Source organism: Pseudomonas sp. 2957, from assembly GCF_031456345.1.
Lineage (GTDB): Bacteria > Pseudomonadota > Gammaproteobacteria > Pseudomonadales > Pseudomonadaceae > Aquipseudomonas > Aquipseudomonas siliginis.
Genome location: NZ_JAVDUL010000003.1, coordinates 1 through 18,785 on the forward strand (window position 1 = coordinate 1; position 18,785 = coordinate 18,785).

23 protein-coding genes are annotated in these 18,785 nt (G+C 60.2%); 14 read left to right on the top strand and 9 right to left on the bottom strand.

Translation table 11 applies throughout. The features are described from left to right. The first annotated feature begins 369 nt into the window (after nucleotides 1–369). Together rhtA and J2Y39_RS10445 are read left to right on the top strand one after the other, a co-directional pair. The gene (gene rhtA, locus J2Y39_RS10440) at nucleotides 370–1,257 is read left to right on the top strand and encodes a threonine/homoserine exporter RhtA (protein ID WP_252882417.1); all 888 of its coding nucleotides are present in this window, start codon (nucleotides 370–372) and stop codon (nucleotides 1,255–1,257) included. A gap of 167 nt (nucleotides 1,258–1,424) precedes the next feature. Next, entirely contained in the window at nucleotides 1,425–1,706 is a 282-nt protein-coding gene (locus J2Y39_RS10445; RefSeq protein ID WP_056788609.1) for a hypothetical protein, read from the top strand. Here the strand turns inward: J2Y39_RS10445 and J2Y39_RS10450 are convergent, their stop codons facing one another. After that, nucleotides 1,707–2,276 carry a TetR/AcrR family transcriptional regulator gene (locus tag J2Y39_RS10450; protein ID WP_310217366.1) on the bottom strand — a complete coding sequence of 190 codons (570 nt, stop codon included), beginning with the start codon at nucleotides 2,274–2,276 and terminating at the stop codon, nucleotides 1,707–1,709. 92 nt (nucleotides 2,277–2,368) lie between these two features. Here J2Y39_RS10450 and J2Y39_RS10455 point away from each other — a divergent pair, with 92 nt between their 5' ends. Together J2Y39_RS10455 and J2Y39_RS10460 are read left to right on the top strand one after the other, a co-directional pair. Then, entirely contained in the window at nucleotides 2,369–3,097 is a 729-nt protein-coding gene (locus J2Y39_RS10455; RefSeq protein ID WP_252884603.1) for an SDR family oxidoreductase, read from the top strand. A 41-nt stretch (nucleotides 3,098–3,138) separates the two neighbouring features. Beyond that, nucleotides 3,139–3,735, top strand: coding sequence for a 2-hydroxychromene-2-carboxylate isomerase (locus J2Y39_RS10460; protein ID WP_310217369.1), 597 nt, complete (start codon nucleotides 3,139–3,141; stop codon nucleotides 3,733–3,735). A gap of 44 nt (nucleotides 3,736–3,779) precedes the next feature. On the opposite strand, the gene J2Y39_RS10465 is transcribed toward J2Y39_RS10460, so the two are convergent. The 5 genes from J2Y39_RS10465 to J2Y39_RS10485 form a co-directional block, all read right to left on the bottom strand. Beyond that, complete coding sequence (locus J2Y39_RS10465) at nucleotides 3,780–5,588, bottom strand: aminopeptidase P family protein (RefSeq protein WP_310217372.1); 1,809 nt, start codon at nucleotides 5,586–5,588, stop codon at nucleotides 3,780–3,782. A gap of 68 nt (nucleotides 5,589–5,656) precedes the next feature. Then, nucleotides 5,657–6,823, bottom strand: a complete 1,167-nt coding sequence (locus J2Y39_RS10470) for an aminotransferase class V-fold PLP-dependent enzyme (RefSeq protein WP_310217376.1) — start codon at nucleotides 6,821–6,823, stop codon at nucleotides 5,657–5,659. Nucleotides 6,824–7,028: 205 nt separating this feature from the next. Beyond that, nucleotides 7,029–7,643, bottom strand: a complete 615-nt coding sequence (locus tag J2Y39_RS10475) for a LysE family translocator (RefSeq protein WP_041478477.1) — start codon at nucleotides 7,641–7,643, stop codon at nucleotides 7,029–7,031. Between the two features lie 101 nt (nucleotides 7,644–7,744). Then, nucleotides 7,745–8,014 (bottom strand): hypothetical protein, encoded by a 270-nt coding sequence (locus tag J2Y39_RS10480; RefSeq protein ID WP_056788593.1) that lies wholly within the window; start codon nucleotides 8,012–8,014, stop codon nucleotides 7,745–7,747. Nucleotides 8,015–8,115: 101 nt separating this feature from the next. After that, the gene (locus tag J2Y39_RS10485; protein ID WP_252882423.1) at nucleotides 8,116–8,478 is read right to left on the bottom strand and encodes an antibiotic biosynthesis monooxygenase; all 363 of its coding nucleotides are present in this window, start codon (nucleotides 8,476–8,478) and stop codon (nucleotides 8,116–8,118) included. Nucleotides 8,479–8,571: 93 nt separating this feature from the next. Here J2Y39_RS10485 and soxR point away from each other — a divergent pair, with 93 nt between their 5' ends. The 10 genes from soxR to J2Y39_RS10535 all read left to right on the top strand — a co-directional run bounded on the left by soxR (nucleotide 8,572) and on the right by J2Y39_RS10535 (nucleotide 16,073). Next, nucleotides 8,572–9,024, top strand: coding sequence for a redox-sensitive transcriptional activator SoxR (soxR, locus tag J2Y39_RS10490; RefSeq protein ID WP_150638863.1), 453 nt, complete (start codon nucleotides 8,572–8,574; stop codon nucleotides 9,022–9,024). A 112-nt stretch (nucleotides 9,025–9,136) separates the two neighbouring features. Beyond that, nucleotides 9,137–9,595 (top strand): VOC family protein, encoded by a 459-nt coding sequence (locus J2Y39_RS10495; RefSeq protein ID WP_056788589.1) that lies wholly within the window; start codon nucleotides 9,137–9,139, stop codon nucleotides 9,593–9,595. A 214-nt stretch (nucleotides 9,596–9,809) separates the two neighbouring features. Further along, nucleotides 9,810–11,009 carry a PepSY domain-containing protein gene (locus J2Y39_RS10500; protein ID WP_016770800.1) on the top strand — a complete coding sequence of 400 codons (1,200 nt, stop codon included), beginning with the start codon at nucleotides 9,810–9,812 and terminating at the stop codon, nucleotides 11,007–11,009. Then, the gene (locus tag J2Y39_RS10505) at nucleotides 11,006–11,548 is read left to right on the top strand and encodes a thiamine pyrophosphate-binding protein (RefSeq protein WP_252868020.1); all 543 of its coding nucleotides are present in this window, start codon (nucleotides 11,006–11,008) and stop codon (nucleotides 11,546–11,548) included. The genes J2Y39_RS10500 and J2Y39_RS10505 overlap by 4 nt, the downstream gene beginning before the upstream one ends. After that, nucleotides 11,545–11,883 (top strand): hypothetical protein, encoded by a 339-nt coding sequence (locus J2Y39_RS10510; protein WP_252868021.1) that lies wholly within the window; start codon nucleotides 11,545–11,547, stop codon nucleotides 11,881–11,883. Before J2Y39_RS10505 ends, J2Y39_RS10510 begins: the two co-directional genes overlap by 4 nt. After that, nucleotides 11,880–12,455 carry a DUF6162 family protein gene (locus J2Y39_RS10515; protein WP_217851603.1) on the top strand — a complete coding sequence of 192 codons (576 nt, stop codon included), beginning with the start codon at nucleotides 11,880–11,882 and terminating at the stop codon, nucleotides 12,453–12,455. The genes J2Y39_RS10510 and J2Y39_RS10515 overlap by 4 nt, the downstream gene beginning before the upstream one ends. A gap of 35 nt (nucleotides 12,456–12,490) precedes the next feature. Continuing rightward, nucleotides 12,491–13,420, top strand: a complete 930-nt coding sequence (locus J2Y39_RS10520; RefSeq protein ID WP_056788579.1) for a metal ABC transporter substrate-binding protein — start codon at nucleotides 12,491–12,493, stop codon at nucleotides 13,418–13,420. Then, nucleotides 13,417–14,268 (top strand): metal ABC transporter ATP-binding protein, encoded by an 852-nt coding sequence (locus J2Y39_RS10525; protein ID WP_310217383.1) that lies wholly within the window; start codon nucleotides 13,417–13,419, stop codon nucleotides 14,266–14,268. The genes J2Y39_RS10520 and J2Y39_RS10525 overlap by 4 nt, the downstream gene beginning before the upstream one ends. Further along, entirely contained in the window at nucleotides 14,268–15,167 is a 900-nt protein-coding gene (locus J2Y39_RS10530; protein ID WP_007917717.1) for a metal ABC transporter permease, read from the top strand. The genes J2Y39_RS10525 and J2Y39_RS10530 overlap by 1 nt, the downstream gene beginning before the upstream one ends. After that, nucleotides 15,168–16,073 (top strand): metal ABC transporter solute-binding protein, Zn/Mn family, encoded by a 906-nt coding sequence (locus J2Y39_RS10535; protein WP_310217385.1) that lies wholly within the window; start codon nucleotides 15,168–15,170, stop codon nucleotides 16,071–16,073. It begins immediately after the preceding gene. A gap of 176 nt (nucleotides 16,074–16,249) precedes the next feature. Here J2Y39_RS10535 and J2Y39_RS10540 read toward each other — a convergent pair whose 3' ends face one another. From J2Y39_RS10540 to J2Y39_RS10550, 3 genes are all read right to left on the bottom strand, one after another. Then, on the bottom strand, nucleotides 16,250–16,474 hold the full coding sequence (locus J2Y39_RS10540) for an MbtH family protein (protein WP_041478467.1): 225 nt from the start codon (nucleotides 16,472–16,474) through the stop codon (nucleotides 16,250–16,252). A gap of 83 nt (nucleotides 16,475–16,557) precedes the next feature. Continuing rightward, nucleotides 16,558–17,970: an aspartate aminotransferase family protein gene (locus tag J2Y39_RS10545; RefSeq protein WP_310217387.1), complete on the bottom strand. Its 1,413-nt coding sequence runs from the start codon at nucleotides 17,968–17,970 to the stop codon at nucleotides 16,558–16,560. A gap of 142 nt (nucleotides 17,971–18,112) precedes the next feature. Next, a complete protein-coding gene (locus J2Y39_RS10550) occupies nucleotides 18,113–18,598 on the bottom strand; it encodes a GNAT family N-acetyltransferase (RefSeq protein WP_310217392.1) in 486 nt (161 codons plus the stop codon). Nucleotides 18,599–18,785: the final 187 nt, after the last annotated feature.

The following is an 18,785-nucleotide window of genomic DNA, read 5'->3' on the forward strand; positions in this document are numbered from 1 at the left end:
GGGAGGCGAATTCTACAGCGTTAATCGCTGCTGTCAACACCTCTTTTTCTCCGCTTTCGACCGAGAAGATCGAACCGTTAAAAGAGCTACACATCACCGCTCTTTCAACTCCTTCCAGGCTTCGATAATCTGAAGCAAGCCGCTGTCGAAAACCGCGTAACTCTTTGAATCTCAAGGAGTTTTCCGTTTCGACTGCGCCGGAAGTGGGGCGAATTATAGACCTCTGGAATCTGCCGTCAACCGTTAATTTCGCTTTTCTTTCAAATCAGCAAAAACGCTTTCTATATATAGACGCGACCCCATCCAATGCGCAGTATATTGCCCACTACCACAACAATACTGTGTTTTTGCCTTGGATGCTGCCGCGCAATGAATGATCAACCTCGCTCCCTTGCTTCCACATTGTTTCCGGTTTGCCTGCTCATGATAGCCATGGCGTCCATCCAGTCGGGCGCTTCTCTGGCCAAAAGCATGTTCCCCATTATCGGCGCACAAGGAACAACCACGCTGCGCCTGATCTTTGCCAGCGTCATCATGCTGCTGTTGCTCCGCCCATGGCGCGCAAAGTTGACCGCCAAATCCCTTCGTACCGTCATCGTCTATGGGATGGCACTGGGAGGAATGAACTTCCTCTTTTATATGTCGCTGCGCACAGTGCCGCTGGGCATCGCCGTTGCGCTGGAATTCACCGGCCCATTGGCGGTAGCTATATATGCCTCCCGCCGCGCCATCGATTTTGTCTGGATCGCGCTCGCTGCAGTCGGTTTGCTCCTATTAATACCTACTGGGGCAACCACTGCTGGCATTGACCTCGTCGGAGCGGGCTATGCGCTGGGCGCCGGGGTCTGCTGGGCGCTGTACATTTTGTTCGGGCAAAAGGCCGGCGCCGACAACGGGGTGACGACGGCAGCCCTCGGCGTAATGATCGCCGCGCTGTTCGTGGCACCGATCGGAATCGTTCATGCCGGTGCTGCGCTGCTTACACCATCGTTGATTCCAGTCGCTATCGGCGTTGCCATTCTGTCGACCGCCCTGCCCTATACCCTGGAGATGGTCGCGCTGACGCGTATGCCCGCGCGCACCTTCGGCACGCTCATGAGTATCGAGCCGGCCTTCGGCGCGCTGTCAGGTCTGCTTTTTCTCCAGGAATACCTTTCATTGTCACAATGGCTGGCCATCCTGTGCATTATTCTGGCTTCAGTGGGCGCAACCATGACCATGGGTAGCGGAGCAAAGCCTGCTGTCGCGGCTGACTGAAGCGTAGCGAAAGTGGCTCTGGTAATTGGCGCTCATTTAGGCCATGTTTAGCTGCGTAACCCATCGCCAGGCATGGATTTTTTCGCAAAGGACGGCACCACGCTGCAAACGCGAGCGAATACAGGCAGACCCGAGCACCAGACTCGCGGCCGCTATTAAGGATGGTAATGAAACGAATTTTGCTAATGATCGCCCTACTGGCGATCGCGAGTTGCGCAGCGACCTCGGAAACCCAGGTCAAACGCGGCAAGAAGGGACTGCACATCAACTGTTCCGGTCTTTCATCCTCATGGGACAAGTGCTACAGCAGCGCAGCCAACTCCTGCGCTCCCAAGGGTTACAAGGTGATCGCCAAATCCGGGGATGCCGTCGAGGAACCTGGCGATTATCCGTTCGGCCTGAACCCCGCCGGTTATACCAGCCGCAGCATGATCGTCATCTGCAAATAACTACTCGGCTCGTGGCAAAGCGAGCTGACGAGTGATTTGCTCATGACTCGAGCGCAACACCGTTCGCTGCACGTCCGGTGTTGCCAGCATTCGCGCGACCACCAATGCACCCACACATTGCGACAGCACCGACCAGGCCAGACTCTCGCTTTCCAGTATCTCAGCCCAGCCCTGCTGAAGACGGCAGATCCACTGTTCAGCCTGCTCACGCACCTGCATATCGGCACGGGCAACCTCTGCGCCCAATGTCGGCAGCGCGCAACCGGACTCTGGTTGCTCGACGTGGGCCATGCTCAGGTACTTCTTCAGACAACGCTCCAGCCGCTGCCGATCTGCACCGCCCTGGCCACCAAGGCGCTCAAGACTTTCACTCAACTCTCGCTCGACGATGGCAGCGAACAACGCATCCTTGGATGAAAAGTGGCTGTAGAACGCGGCGCCACTCAAACCGATGGCTTTCATCAGGCCATCCACGCCCACCGTGGAAAACCCCGATTTCTTCGCCGACAGCGCGCTGCTTTGCAGCAATCGTTCGCGGGTTTCCGATTTGTGTCCGGCCGAATAACGCATGTCCTCTCCTGAAAATAGATCGCCTTGACGCTGCCCGGATCCTAGCATAACGTTCGTTAACTAAACGATCGTTAACCAAAAGGGATTCATCCATGAATAACAACAAGGTCGTGTTGGTTGTCGGTGCCGGCGATGCCACGGGTGGGGCCATCGCCAAGCGCTTTGCCAGTGAAGGGTTCATTGCCTGCGTAACCCGTCGCAGCGCCGACAAGCTGCAGCCACTGGTTGACGCAATCATCGCTGAGGGCGGTGAGGCTCATGGTTTTGCCTGCGATGCGCGCAAGGAAGAAGACGTCATCGCCTTGATCGAAGACATCGAAACCCGCGTCGGCCCGATCGAAGCCTTTGTTTTCAACATCGGCGCCAACGTGCCCTGCAGCATTCTCGAAGAAACCGCGCGCAAATATTTCAAGATCTGGGAGATGGCCTGCTTCTCCGGTTTTCTCAATGCCCGTGAAGTGGCCAAGCGCATGGTCACTCGGCAGCGCGGTACGATTCTGTTCACTGGTGCCACGGCCGGGCTGCGCGGCGCTTCTGGATTTGCCGCTTTCGCTGGAGCCAAACATGGCATCCGCGCACTGGCGCAAAGCATGGCGAGAGAGTTGGGGCCGATGAACATTCATGTCGCCCACGTCGTGGTTGATGGTGCGATTGATACCGACTTCATCCGCAACAGCTTTCCCGAGAAATACGCGACCAAGGATCAGGACGGCATTCTCGATCCAGAGCACATCGCTGAAAACTATTGGTATCTGCACAGTCAGCCACGGGATGCCTGGACTTTTGAGCTGGACCTGCGTCCTTGGAACGAACGCTGGTAAGCCCTCCTCCCTCATTACAACAATAAGAGCGCAATTTGATCATGACGAAAACCGTGGAATTCTATTTCGACCTCGGCAGCCCCGCCACCTATCTGGCGCACACTCAGCTAGCGAAAATCTGCGCCGATACCCAGAGCGAACTGATCTACATCCCGATGCTGTTGGGTGGCGTGTTCAAAGCCACCGGCAACGCTTCGCCGGCAATGATTCCGGCCAAGGGCCGCTACATGTTTCAGGACCTCGATCGCTTCGCCAAACGCTACGGCGTACAGCTCAGATTCAATCCGCACTTTCCAATCAACACGCTGACGTTGATGCGTGCCGCCAATGGCATGCAGTTAAACCAGCCGCAGCGTTTCGCGGAGTTCGTCGATTGCCTGTTCAGGGCGCTTTGGGTAGAAGGCCGTAACCTGAACGATCCGCAAACCGTTGCCGCCGTGCTGACTGAAAACGGCTTCGACCCCCAAGAGATAATCGCGCTGACCAACGATGAATCAGTAAAAGCCGCACTCAAGGAAAACACCGAAGCCGCGATCAAGCGCGGCGTTTTCGGTGCCCCCAGCATGTTTATCGGCGATCAGTTGTTCTTCGGTCAGGATCGACTCGACTTCGTGGAAGAGGCATTGCGCCAGGATTGAAGCCGAGCCCCAAGGCACCGCGAGCGGCGCCTTGGGTAAATCGATCAAATGGCCACAGTGCGCTCGTTCAACCAGCTCAACGCCCCGCCATCCAGCAATGGACTGAGTCGCTCACGCACTTCGCGGTGGTAGTCGTTCAGCCACTGTTTTTCTTCGTGGGTCAGCAGGTCAGCAATCAGGCAGCGGGTATCGATCGGGCACAGCGTCAGGGTTTCGAACTTGAGGAAGTCGCCGAATTCGCTGCTGCCGGCCTCACGGTTCATCGCCAGGTTTTCGATGCGCACACCCCAGCGGCCCGGGCGATAAGTGCCGGGTTCGATCGAGGTGATCATCCCCGGCTGCATTGCCGTTTGTGGCGCCGGTGCCGCCTGATAAGCGATCACTTGCGGACCTTCGTGAACGTTGAGGAAATAGCCCACGCCATGACCGGTGCCGTGACCGTAGTCGACGTTGTCAGCCCAGATCGGCGCACGAGCGATGGCGTCGAGCAGCGGCGACAGAATGCCTTTCGGGAAACGTGCCCGCGACAAGGCAATCACGCCTTTCAACACGCGCGTGCAATCCTGTTTCTGCTCTTGCGTCGGCGTGCCCACCGGGACCATCCGCGTGATGTCAGTGGTACCGCCGAGGTATTGGCCACCGGAATCGATGAGCAACAGACCGTCACCCTCGATCAGCGCATGCTCCTCTTCGGTAGCGTGATAGTGCGGCATCGCGCCATTGGCGTTGAACGCGGCAATCGTGTTGAAGCTCAGCGAAACGTAATCGGGACGACGTTCACGGGCAGCGGTAAGTTTCTCGTCGATGGTCAGTTCGGTGATGCGCTCGCGCCCCCACGCCGATTCCAGCCAGGCAAAGAATTCGCACAACGCCGCGCCATCCTGCTCCATCGCTTTACGGATGTGTTGAGCGTCGGCTTCGCTTTTCTGCGATTTGGCCAACGTAGTCGGGTTGAGGCCCTCGACCAGTTTCACACCACTGTCGAGGTTATCCAGCAACCCCGTGGTCACTCGCGCCGGATCGACCAGAAGGCTCGCGCCACTCGGCACAGACCGCAACGCATCGGCCACTTCGCTGTAGTCACGCAGCGTCACGCCATCCTGCTCCAGTACCGCGCGCAGATCGGCATCGACCTTGCTCAGCGCCACGAACAGCGTGGCCTGTTGCTGATTGATCAAGGCGAACGAAACAAACACCGGATTGAACGAAACATCACCGCCACGCAGGTTGAACAGCCAGGCGATGTCATCCAGGGTGGCGATGAAGTGCCAGTCGGCACCACGTTCTTGCAAGGTTTCGCGCAATTTCGCCAGTTTCTCGCCACGGCTGACGGTCGCTTGCGGCGGCAGATGCTGATAGATCGGCGCGTTCGGCAGGCTCGGGCGATCACGCCAGACTTCCTGCAACAGGTCGATATCGGTGCGCAGGCGAGCGCCGCGTGCCTCGAGCTTGCTGCTCAGTGTGCGCGCCGAAGCCACCGCCATTACCGCGCCGTCGACCGCAACCACGCCGCCCTCGGGGGTTTGCTCCGCCAGCCAGTCCAGCGGGCTCGGTTGCCCCGGTTGCAGCTTGACCAGTTCGATGCCGCTGCCGTTGAGCTCTTTCGTCGCCTGTTCCCAGTAACGACTGTCGGCCCACACACCGGCGAAATCCGCAGTGACGATCAGCGTACCGACCGAACCGTGGAAACCCGACAGCCATTGCCGGCCCTGCCAGTAACCCGGCAGGTATTCCGAAAGATGCGGGTCGGCGGACGGCACCAGCAGCGCATGGATGCCTTCGCGGCGCATCAGTTCACGGGTATGCGCCAAGCGCTGAGGCACCGATCCTTCGGTCAAGGTGTGGGAACTCATCATGTCTCCTGCTAATCGCGTCATCGTTATTGTTCGTAGCCTTCGCGGCCATGGAAAGCGTCGGCTGTTTAAAGCCCTGTCGCCCAGAATGCCGGGGCACTGGCGCAGGCGGTAGTGATCAGTTCGACGGCCTTGTCGACATCCTCGACGGTGGTAAACCGCCCGAGGCTCAAGCGAATGGTGCGCCCCGCCAGCCGCGCATCGTGTCCGAGCGCGAGCAGCACGTGGGACGGTGTGTTGCTCGCGGAATTACACGCCGACGTCGCGGAAAACGCGATCGAATGGCTCAATGCGGCGCTGTTGAACTCGCCCTCGCTGAAGGTCAGGCTCAGGGTGTGCGGAATACGTTGCGAGGCACTGCCATTGAGGCGCACGCCAGGTAGAGTCATCAAACGTTCGAGCAAGCGTTCGCGCAAAGCGATGATGGATTTTTTCTCTTCCTCGAATGCGTCGGCGGCCAGCGCGAATGCGGCGCCCATACCGGCAATCTGATGAGTCGCCAGGGTTCCGGAGCGCAGGCCACCTTCATGACCACCACCGTGAATCTGCGCCTGCAAACGTTGCTGCGCCTGCGGGCCGACATACAAGGCGCCGATGCCCTTGGGCCCGTAGAGTTTATGTGCGGAAAACGACATCAGATCCACCGGCCAGCGGCTCAGATCGATCGCGACCTTGCCGGCGCCCTGCGCAGCATCGACATGAAACAACGCCTGCCGACCGCGCACCACCTCGCCAATCGCCTCGACATCGTTGACCGTGCCCAACTCGTTGTTGACCAGCATCAGCGAGACCAGAAAGGTGTCATCACGCATCGCTTTGCTGACCGCTTGCGGCGTGATCAAGCCTTGGGCGTCCGGCACCAGATAGGTCACGGCAATGCCTGAGTCCTGCAATTGCCGCGCGGTGTCGAGAATGGCCTTGTGTTCGATCTGACTGGTAATGATGTGCCCGCCGGAAATGCCACGGCCCTGGGAGACGCCTTTGAGGGCGAGGTTGTTGGACTCGGTGGCACCGGAGGTCCAGACAATCTGCTCAGGCTGCGCGCCGACCAGATCGGCTACTTGCCGACGCGCCTGCTCGACCGTCTGCCGGGCCTGCTGGCCGAAAGCGTGGGAGCTGGACGCCGGGTTACCAAAGTTACCGTGAAAACCCAGACACTCGATCATCACCTGGATGACCCGCTCGTCCACCGGGGTGGTGGCGGCGTAATCGAAATACAACGGACGTGTGTTCATAAAGGACTCGCAGAGCGTGTTCCGGGATCAGGAGGCTCGTATCTGCAAACGACAATGCACAGCCTCGTGAGCTGTGCATGGGTTCGAGAGCGTCATCAATACCTGATCGGATGCCGTTAAAGAAGTAGGGCTTCATTTAAAAGTGCGTAGGAACGCTCCTGAAACCGAGCTTAACAGGCATCGGGCCGGCGATTGAAGCAATGCGTCAGTGAAAGCTTTCCAGAAGTAACGGATACAGCGAGATCACCAACAGCGCCGCCATGCCCCAATTGAACACGCGCAACCAGCGCGGATCTTTCAGCACATTGCGCAACAGCGTGCCGCACGCCGCCCACAGGCCGACACTGGGCAGATTGATGATGGCGAACACCGCCGCGATGATCACGACGTTATAGAAATAACCCTGCATCGGCGTGTACGTGCTGATGGCACCGATTGCCATGATCCATGCCTTGGGATTGACCCACTGGAACGCCGCGGCGCCCAGATAACTGATCGGTTTCGCCTCGCCGTCGACACTGTCGCCGACCGGGCCGGAGTGGGCGATCTTCCACGCCAGATACAACAAATACGCCGCGCCGACATACCGCAGCACCGTATACAGAATCGGGTAGGCCTGAAACACCGCACCAAGGCCGAAGCCCACCGCTACCACCAATAGAAAGAAGCCGCAGCTGATGCCGAGCATGTGTGGAATGGTGCGGTTGAAACCGAAATTCACTCCGGACGCCAGCAACATGGTGTTGTTCGGCCCCGGTGTGATCGAGGTGACAAGGGCAAACAGGGCAAAGGCCAACAGCAGATCAAGCGAGAGGTTCATCGAGGCAGTCCATCCAGGGTCATTCAGCTATTGACCCTATCCCACACGGCCCGGCAAACCCACGGACAGTTAGGGAAAACTTCAAGCAGTACAGTTTGCTTTCAGCTTGGACGACCGTGCAGCTGTATGGCACGTTCGGCGCTCATCTCACCCTGTTGATCGAAGCCGAAAGTTTTCTGCGGCTGGCCGAGCAATTGGGCTTTTTTCGCGTGGTATTCGTCGAACGACAAACCGCTGCGGTTCAGCGCTTCCAGCGCCAGCTCGCGGGATTCTTCAGCGGTATAGGGGCGCAGCTCTGGCGAAACGTGGCTGGCACAGCCGGCGAGTACGGAAACAGCGAGCATCAGCGAAACAGTCAGTAAACGGTTCATGGGAGCGTCCTGGCGAGCAATGTGGGGTCGATGGAGAAAGGCTACGCCCGGGCACGCTCGCGCAGAAATCAACGCTCTCAATAGTGGCTATCAGGTTGGCACTAATACTGGCTGACCGGCAGACGGCAGTGCAGCGCGTCGTCGTGGCTGCGGGCAATGCTGCTGTGCACCTGGAACGAGTTGAAGGTCACGGTTTTCGCCCGATGCGTACGGATCAACTGCCAGAAATCCTCTTCGCCGCGTTCGAAACTGCGAAATGCCGCCTCGCCCGCTTCGCGACTTTGCCACTGCAAAAAGCTCAACACGCGACGGCCGTCGTCGCTGGCTTGCACGCTGGCGCTGAGAAACCCGTCGTGACGCTGAGCCAGGCCCTCGGTCTGCGCCGCCAGTGCCGAGACCAGCGCCGCTTGCTGGCGGGGTTCGATTTCGAATTCGATCAATTGGGTAAAGCTGCGATTGCTCATGGAAAGCCCCCACTCATCTTGAAGCGAGCCTTGCGACCCGAAGAGCTGCAGGGTAAAACCTCTAGTTAAGTCAAGGTCAAGGGTATTTTCAGCATGATCAGCAAAGACCAGGTGCACAAGCCTCTCACCGTTGGGGAGGTCTCGGCGCGCAGTGGCGTCGCGGTCACGGCGCTGCACTTTTATGAAGCCAAAGGTTTGATCAAGAGTGAGCGCAATGCCGGCAATCAGCGCCGCTATCCGCGCGCCGTCCTGCGCCGGGTGGCGTTGATCAAAGTCGCGCAACGGCTGGGAATACCGCTGGCGGAAATCGGCGAAGCGCTGAAGATCCTGCCGCAGGATCGCGCGCCATCGGCGGCGGACTGGAAAATGCTGTCTGAACAATGGCAGCGCGAGCTCGACGAACGAATCAGGCAATTGACGCTGATGCGCGATCAGCTCACCGGGTGCATCGGCTGCGGCTGTCTATCCATGGAAGCGTGTCCGTTACGCAATAAAGGCGACATGCTCGGTGACCGAGGCCCAGGCCCGCACTTTCGCGATGAATGATGATTGCTGCTCGTCGGCGGAAAATCTGTGCAGTAAGGACGGTTCTATAGTGATTGCTCCGGGTAAGTCCGGTGTAACCACATCTGTTGAAAACAAAAACAGGGAGAACGTCATGAGCGTCAAACCCATTCCCGAGGGGTATCACAGCATTACCCCGTATCTCGGCATCCAACAGGCTGCCGAGGCCATCGAGTTCTACAAAAAAGCCTTCAACGCCAGCGAAGTCATGCGCCTGACCATGCCCGACGGCAATATCGGCCACGCCGAACTGCGCATCGGCGACAGCGCGATCATGCTTGGCACCCCTTGTGATCAGGGGCCGTTGAGCAATCCGCAGCAGGCGGTGTCGATCGGCTTGCACCTGTATGTCACCGATGTCGACCAGTCCTTTCAACAAGCGCTGGATGCCGGGGCGCAAAGCGTCTCCGAGGTCAAAGACCAGTTTTATGGTGATCGCAGCGGCACGCTCAGAGATCCGTTCGGCCATCTGTGGTTTCTCGCCACGCATAAAGAGGATCTGAGCGAAGAGCAGATTCGCCAGCGGGCGATGGAGATGTTTAACCAAGGTTGAGGTTTTTTACCTCGGATCAACCGGCAGAAATACACTGCCGATGTAATTGCGAAACATTTACTTTCATATCCGCTTTCGGGATTTTCTTCGCTCATCCGTCTTATAGGAATGCAGGCCGTTCGCGTAGGCAAAAGCCACGAACGGTCTCCCGGGGGAGTTCCGTGCTGCGAAGCCCGTAGCCCGGCCCCTTCCACCGCAATCAAGACGCGCAATCATGTCGAAGAAATCCCGTTCCAAACTGTGGTTCCTGGTGCATAGCTGGCTGGCGTTGCCGATCTGGTTCTTTGTGCTGATCGTCTGTGTCACCGGCACGCTGGCGGTGGTCAGCCAGGAGATTGTCTGGCTGGCCAACCCGCAAATGCGCGCCAGTCAGCCGTCGGACGACGCGCCGCGACTGAGCTACGACCAGATCCTCGCCGCGATCAAACAGGCCGAGCCGCAAACCCTGGTGCAGAGCATCAATCGTCCGGACGAGTCGCACTTTGCCCTCGACGTCGAAGTCAGCTACCCCGACGGGCGCTCGTTGACGGTCTATGTCAATCCGTACACCGGAGTCATTCAGGGCACCGCGCCGGCCTTCGATTTCAAGGCGTTCACCCGCGCCCTGCACGGCTGGTGGCTGGTGCCGTTCACCAACGGCTACAGCTGGGGCTGGTATCTGGTGTCATTGCTCGGCGTGCCGATGCTGGTGTCGCTGATTACCGGGCTGGTGGTCTACAAGCGCTTCTGGAAAGGTTTTTTGCGCCCGACCCTGCGTGTACGCCATGGTGCGCGGATCTTCTGGGGCGACTTCCATCGCCTGTGCGGCATCTGGTCGATCTGGTTCATCGCGGTGATTTCCATCACCGGCATCTGGTTCCTGATCAAAGCGATCCTGTTCGATAACCAGATTTCCATTTCCAGCGAGCCGATCATCCCGGCGATGTCCCGCGAAAGTGTGCCGATCTCGGCAGCCGGCACCCCGCCGCCGCGCATCAGCCTGGATCGCGCAATAGAAATCGCCCAGCAGAAGATTCCGGGGCTGGAGGCCAGTTACGTCAACCTGCCGGGCAATGCCTACTCGCACATGAGCGTCAGCGGCCGTGGCTGGTATCCGCTGATGTATCAGACCGCGACTCTCAACCCGTACAACGGCGAAATGGCTTCCTCACGCTTGCTGTCCGATCGGTCCTCGCTGGAATTCGTCACCGAATCCATGCGCCCGCTGCACACCGGTGACTTCGGTGGAATCTGGATCAAGTTGATCTGGTTCTTCTTCGGTCTGTTGCTGAGCATGATGATCCTCAGCGGCCTGCTGATCTGGACCAAGCGCACCGCGTTGGCCACCGCCAATGCGCTGAAACGCGAGGACAAGAAAAACCGCGTCACCGCCCAACCGGCGCTGCGCCGTGAACCTTCGGAGGCCAGCCTGTGAACAAAGCCATCTCGATCACACCGCCGTCGCGCCTGTCGCGTTTCTGGCACAAGTGGCGCTTCCATATCAACGTTCTGCTGTTGCTGATCCCGCTGGGCTTCATGCCGAAATACTTTGCCGATGCTTCGCTGTTTCGCGGCGACAGCGGCCTGGGCCAGCGTGAAATAGGCACCGTTCAGGTTGGCCCGTGGAGCCTGCGTCTGGCCGAGTTACGCGAAGAGGCGCCGCACCTGAGCGGCCCGGCCGGCTACATGAAGGATTTCACTGCCGCCGTCTGCGACAGCTGTGTCGAACAGGTCAAGGCCACTTACCTGCGCATCGGCAAGCCGCGCAGCCTGCGTGCCGCCGGCACGATCTTCTTCGGTACCCCTTACCGCATGGGCACGCAGATGCCGATCCCGGCAAAGACCAAACCTGACGCCGAGCTGTGGATCACCATGGAAGGCTGGGACGGCAGCATGCACCAAGCCGCGATTCCCCTGAGCCAAGCCTCCCCCGCCACGGTTGCGTGGCTGAACAAACAAGGAGCCAAACCATGACTCGCTCACCCCTTCATACCCGTTTGATCGCCAGCGCCGCGCTGCTGCTGAGCGCCGGTTTCAGCGCCAGCGCCCTGGCGCACAACCCGATGTGCGAATGCAAAGCCATCGATGCCGAACAGATCAAATGCACCGGCGGTTTCTCCGACGGCAGCGGCGCGCCGGGGGTGACCCTCGATGTGATCGGCTATGACGAAACCATTCTGGTGCCGGGCAAATTGGGTGATGACTCGACGCTGACGTTCAAGAAGCCCGGCAGCGAGTTCTATGTGCTGTTCGACGCCGGACCAGGCCACGTGGTGGAAATCGACCAGGCGGATATCGAAGCCCCATGAGTAGCCCGACGACGCAAGTGGTACGTCCGGCCGGTGCCGGTCATGAAACCCTCAATGTGCTGCTGTTGTGCCTGCTGATCCTCGCGGTCGCCGGCTCGGTGGTGGCGTGGCGCGGGGTTTCCCATGAACCGGAGCCGGTCGCCAGCAACCAGTACGACGCCCGCCGCGATCTCAGCGCCGCTGAGCAAGGCATCTATGCCGACCTGCGCGTGACCCTCGACGAAATCCGTCTACTGCGCGAAGAGCAACAAGCCCTGCCGACGCCACAGGTGCTGGCCGAAGAAGGTTTCGCGCCGTTCGCGCAGGATGCCAGTTCGGTCAGCCGTGGCGGTCACGCATGGCAGATGTTCGCCGATCGTGCCTATTTCGGTCGGAGTGCGACGCCTGATGTCGCCGGTTCGTTTTTGATGCGTGTCGGCACTGACGCCAACGCGGCGCCGGACATCTGGCTGAACCGCAGCGCCGACCTCGCGCCTGCGGAGGATCTGTCCGACGCGGCGCTGTCCGCCGCTGGCTGGAAACAGATCGTCGCGCAATTCGATGCCGGGGTTACCCGCGAACATCGCCATTGATTCCTCGCCTTTATCCGAGAGAAGACTGCTTGCCCATGTCCATTTCATCTCCTCGCCGTCCATTGTTACGCCTGTTTCTGCTTGGCCTGTGCGCCTGCCTGTTGAGCCCGTTGGCCAGCGCCGAGCAAGGCAAACGCCTGCGTATCGGCATCACTCTGCATCCGTATTACAGCTACGTCGCCAACATCGTCGGCGACAAGGCCGAAGTAGTGCCGCTGATTCCCGCCGGCTTCAATCCGCACGCCTACGAGCCTCGAGCTGAAGACATCAAGCGCATCAGCGGGCTGGACGTGATCGTGCTCAATGGCGTCGGCCATGACGACTTCGCCGACCGGATGATCGCCGCCAGTGAAACACCCAATGTCAAAACCATCGAAGCCAACGAGAACGTGCCGCTGCTGGCGGCCACCGGTGTCGCTGCGCGCGGCGCCGGCAAAGTGGTCAATCCGCACACGTTCCTGTCGATCAGCGCCTCCATCGCCCAGGTCAACAATATCGCCCGCGAGCTGGGCAAGATCGATCCGGACAACGCCAAGACCTACACCCAGAACGCGCGTGCCTATGGCAAACGCCTGCGGCAGATGCGCGCTGACGCTTTGGCCAAACTGACCCAGGCACCCAACGCCGAACTGCGCGTGGCCACGGTGCACGCGGCTTACGACTATCTGTTGCGTGAATTCGGTCTGGAAGTGACGGCCGTGGTCGAGCCCGCCCACGGCATCGAGCCAAGCCCGAGTCAGCTGAAAAAGACCATCGACCAGTTGCGTGAACTCGACGTCAAAGTGATCTTCTCGGAGATGGATTTCCCATCCAGCTACGTCGACACCATCCAGCGCGAATCCGGGGTGAAGCTGTACCCGCTGTCGCACATTTCCTACGGCGAATACACCGCCGACAAGTACGAAAAGGAAATGACCGGCAACCTCAACACCGTGGTTCGGGCGATTCAGGAGTCAGGGGCATGACGTCGAAAGAAACCCTGATCCCTGACAACACCAATAACCCGGTGGGAGCGAGCCTGCTCGCGAAGGCGCCGGATCAGGCAACATCTTCGTTGAATGACACACCGCATTCGCGAGCAGGCTCGCTCCCACAGGGGATAACCGGGCCGACGCTGGAGTTTGCGGATATCAGCCTGACCTTGGGCCGCACGACGATTCTCGACAAGGTCAGCTTCCAGGTGCAGCCCGGCAGCGTGCATGCGCTGGTCGGCCCCAATGGCGGTGGTAAAAGTTCGCTGATCAAGACCCTGCTCGGGCAGATGCCGCATCAGGGCCAGCTCAGCCTGCACTGGCCCGGCGAGCCCGGCATCATTGGTTACGTCCCGCAGGCGCTGGAGTTCGATCGCGGCTTGCCGATGACCGTCGACGATTTCATGGCCGCCATGTGTCAGCGCCGTCCGGCCTTTCTCGGCTTGAGCAAACACTATGCCGGCGCCATCGGCGAGGCGCTGGCACGGGTCGGCATGCAGGACAAGCGCAAGCGGCGCATGGGCGCGCTGTCCGGTGGTGAGCGGCAGCGGGTACTGCTCGCGCAGGGCTTGATCCCGGCGCCGCAACTGCTGGTGCTCGACGAGCCGATGTCGGCCCTTGATGAGGCCGGGATTCAGGTGTTCGAACGTCTGCTGACTGACTGGCGCGCGGCGGGCATCACCGTGTTGTGGATCGAACATGATCTGGAAGCGGTGGGTCGGCTGGCCGATCGGGTCACCGGTCTCAACCGCCGCGTGCTGTTCGATGCCACACCGCAACAGGCACTGACTCCGGAGCGTCTGCTGACGCTGTTTTCCACCCATCCACGGAGCGCGGTCTGATGAGTTACGAAGCCTTTCGTTTGATGGTCCAAGGCTGGGCGTCTTCCGGTTATCTGCCGGAAGCGCTGGCCTACGGTTTTGTCGTCAACGCCCTGCTCGCCGGCCTGCTGATCGGCCCGGTGCTGGGCGGGCTCGGCACGCTGGTGGTGGTCAAGCGCTTTGCATTCTTTTCCGAAGCAGTCGGCCATGCCGCGTTGACCGGTGTCGCCATCGGCATTCTGCTCGGCGAACCCTACACCGGCCCGTACGGCAGCCTGTTCGGCTACTGCCTGCTGTTCGGCATCCTGCTCAATTACCTGCGCAACCGCACCGGGCTGGCGCCGGATACGCTGATCGGCGTGTTTCTCTCGGTGTCGCTGGCACTGGGCGCGAGCCTGCTGCTGATTCTCGCCGGCAAGATCAACGTGCACATTCTGGAAAACGTGTTGTTCGGTTCGGTATTGACCGTCAACGGCAATGATCTGGCGGTGCTGGCGATCGTCGGTTCGCTGGTCATGGCCCTCGCCCTGCCGCTGTACAACCGCATCATGCTCGCCAGTTTCAATCCGCAACTGGCGGCGGTGCGTGGCGTAGCGGTCAAGACCCTGGATTACCTGTTCGTGATTCTGGTGACCCTGATCACCGTCGCCGCCGTGAAGGTGATTGGCGCGATTCTGGTCGGTGCCTTGCTGGTGATTCCGGCGGCAGCGGCGCGCTTGCTTAGCCAGTCGCTCAAAGGTTTTTTCTGGTGTTCGGTGCTGATCGCTACCGTCAGTACGCTGTGCGGGATTCTCGCGCCGATCGTCTTCGACCTGCCGATCCCGTCCGGCGCCGCGATCATTCTGGTCGCCGGCATCGCTTTTGCCCTCGCCGCCATCGCGCGCGGCGTCGTCCCCAGCCTGAAAGGGAATCTTGGATAAATGGCTTTTTCACTGCGTAACCTGACTCTGGCCATGGCCCTGTGTGGCATGGTCTGCACCCCGCTGCTGGCGGCTGAAAGCGCGAAACCCTTGCGCGTCCTGGCCTCGTTGCCGATCACCTATGGATTGGGCGAAGCATTGCTCAAGGGTACCGACGTCAAACTCGAACGCGCGGCGCCGGCCAACCTTCCGGGTAGCCGTCAGACTGCGTATTTCACCGGCCGTGGCGCTCCGACGCTGAGCAAACTGGCCACTGACGCGGACGCGGTGATTGGTCTGCGCTCACTGTGGGCCGATGATCCGCTGTACCCGATCGCGCGGCGCAGCAATATTCGTATCGTCGAAGTCGACGCTGCGCGCCCGGTCGACGGCGCGCTGCCCGGCATTGCCGTGCAACCGGGCCTGCTGGTTGATGGCCTGAACAGTCAGCCATGGCTGGCGAGCAACAATATGGGGCGCATGGCCGATGTGATGGCCGCGGACCTCGTGCGCCTGGCGCCGAGCGCCAAGCCTGCGATCGAAGCCAACCTGGCGGCGTTGAAACAGCGTCTGCTGAAACTCAGCGCAGACACCGAAGCGCGCCTGGCCGAGGCGGACAACCTGAGTGTGATGAGCCTGAGCGATCACTTCGGCTATCTGATTGGCAGCCTCAACCTTGAACTGGCTGGACAGGACGCACGGCCTGATGCCGAGTGGACGCCAGATGAATTAAAGAAGCTGACAGCGACGCTCAAGGACAATGACGTGGCGGTGGTGCTGCACCATCGCCAGCCAGCGGAGCCGGTGAAAGCGGCGATTGCCGAATCCGGCAGCCGCCTGGTGGTGTTGAGTACCGATGCGGCGGATCCGCTGGCGGAGCTGGAGGGGAATGTGGATTTGTTGCTCAAGGGGTTGAGCGGAGCGTAGTTTCAGTAAGTCCGCGTAATCGTTCTTCGCGAGCAGGCTCGCTCCCACAGTTGAAATGCGATCCCCTGTGGGAGCGAGCCTGCTCGCGAAGAGGCCCGCACCCACAACGTCACTCTCCAGACATGAAAAAACCCGCTGACCATCACTGGTCCAGCGGGTTTTTTATGCCCGGTCGCTTATTGCGCCGCGACTTGCGCATCCATCTTCTGACGCAGGCTCAACGGACGCATGTCGGTCCAGACTTCTTCGATGTAGGCCAGGCATTCCTTTTTCAGGCCGCTCTTGCCCACGGTGCGCCAGCCTTCCGGCACAGCTTTGTAATCGGGCCAGATCGAATATTGCTCTTCGTGGTTGACCACGACCTGAAAGAGGATGTCCTCGCGGTCGAATACTGACGTCATGCTGGTTCTCCATCGTTGTAAGGTCGGCCGCACAACGGATGCAGCCGGGGTATGTAGAAAGAACGTTCGCCGCGCGGAAAAATTTACAGCGTGGCGGCGGCAGCGGCCAATGCGCGTCCGAAGATCTCGGCCACCCGATCGATTTCCGCTGCGCTGATCACCAGCGGCGGCAGGAAGCGCACGACCGCGCCATGGCGGCCGCCCAGTTCCAGAATCAGGCCACGCTTGAGGCATTCACGCTGGACCAGCGGCGCCAGACGCGCGAATGCCGGCGGATGACCGAGCGCATCGGGCGCGCCGTTCGGGTCCACCAGTTCGACGCCGAGCATCAGGCCACGCCCACGGATATCGCCCAGTTGCGGGAAGTCGCGCTGCAGAATGTGCAGATGCTCGCTGAGCCGATCACCCATGGCAGCGGCGTGCTCGCAGACTTTGTGCTCGACCAGGTAACGCATCACCGCTGAACCGGCGGCCATGGCCATCTGATTGCCACGGAACGTGCCGGCGTGGGCGCCCGGTTGCCAAGTGTCGAGCCAGTCGCGGTACACCACCACCGCCAGCGGCAGGCTGCCGCCGATGGCTTTGGACAGTACAACCACATCCGGAACGATGCCCGCATGTTCAAAGGCAAACATCTTGCCGGTGCGGGCGAACCCGCTCTGGATCTCATCAACGATCAGCGCCACCCCGGCCCTTTCGGTAATTCGGCGCAAGCCACGCAACCACTCGATATCGGCCGGAATCACGCCGCCCTCGCCCTGCACCGCTTCGACGATCACCGCCGCCGGCAATTGCACGCCAGCCTCGGGATCGTTGAGCAGGTTTTCCAGGTAGCTCAGATTGGCGTTGACGCCCGCCGCGCCGCCGAGGCCGAACGGGCAACGGTAGTCGTAGGGGAACGGCATGAACTGCACGCCATTGCTGAGCAAGGCACCCAGTGGTTTTTTCGGCCCCAGGCTGCCCATCAGGCTCAACGCACCCTGACTCATGCCGTGATAACCGCCGGAAAATGACAGCACGGTGCTGCGCCCGGTTGCGGTGCGCACCAGTTTCAGCGCGGCTTCCACGGCGTCGGTGCCGGTCGGGCCGCAGAACTGGATTTTCGCCTGCGCCGCCAGCTCCGTCGGCAGCAGTCCGAACAGGTCCTGGACGAATTGATCCTTGACCGGCGTGGTCAGGTCGAGGGTGTGCAGCGGCAACTCATCGGCGAGCACTTGCTGGATCGCCTCGATTACCACCGGATGGTTATGCCCCAGCGCCAACGTGCCGGCCCCAGCCAGGCAGTCGATGAAGATACGCCCTTCGACATCCTCGACATACAGGCCCTTGGCACGCTTGAGCGCCAGCGGAATACGCCGAGGATAGCTGCGCGCGTTGGACTCCTGACGACTCTGGCGCGCCAGTAACGGTGATTCGTTGAATTCGTATAACGTTTCTGCCGGCGCCGAGGCGACCCGGGCCGACGACGCTTCGATAAGACTGGTGGCGACTGACATCTCTCGACCCCTCAATTCGCTATGGATAGTGACCAGAACAGCACACCGACAGGTGCGCGTTCCGGTCGCGGGGCGCACTTGCAGGTTTTCCTGTTCTGGAAACGCTTCAGCGCGGTGCGGATTTACACCCTTGATCGAGTTGTCAGGCCGGTGAGGACAAAGGTTTGTGCAGCGGCACGGTTTGCAAGCCGGTGGAGAGGCCGGGTGGCGCTGCCTGTTCGTAACCCAGATGCCGATAGAACGCCTCGGCGGTGCGGGTGCTGTTGAGGTGCACATGCTGCACACCACGAATGCGCAACCAGCCCTCGAGATTGTGCATCAGCGCCCGGCCGACGCCGCGACGAAAGGATTCAGGCTGGACGTAACACAGCAGGATTTCGCCACTGACCCGGGCCATGCCGACACCGACCGGTTTGTCTTCGAACGAAGCGATACAGAGATAAAAGTGTGGGTCGGCGAGCCGGCTACTGATGAAATCGGCGGAGGAGTGGTTGAGCCAGTCGCTGACCAGAAGTGGATGGTTGCGGTGATCGAGTGCACATCCGATACGGATCGAGCGCTCGACAATACGGTTGATGATGCCGGTGTCGGCCAGAGTGGCCGAACGAACGCAGACGGGTGCTTCCATGGCGCAGTTCCCTCAATCCTTTGAGTCAAAGCTGGGTTGACCTTAGCCCCAACCCTGACGGATTGCGAACGCCGAGAAGTTACATTTGATGTGGAAGAAAGTGATCATTTGTGGGAGCGAGCCTGCTCGCGAAAGCGTCAGGCCAGTCAACGTCGATGTTGAATGACTTACCGCATTCGCGAGCAGG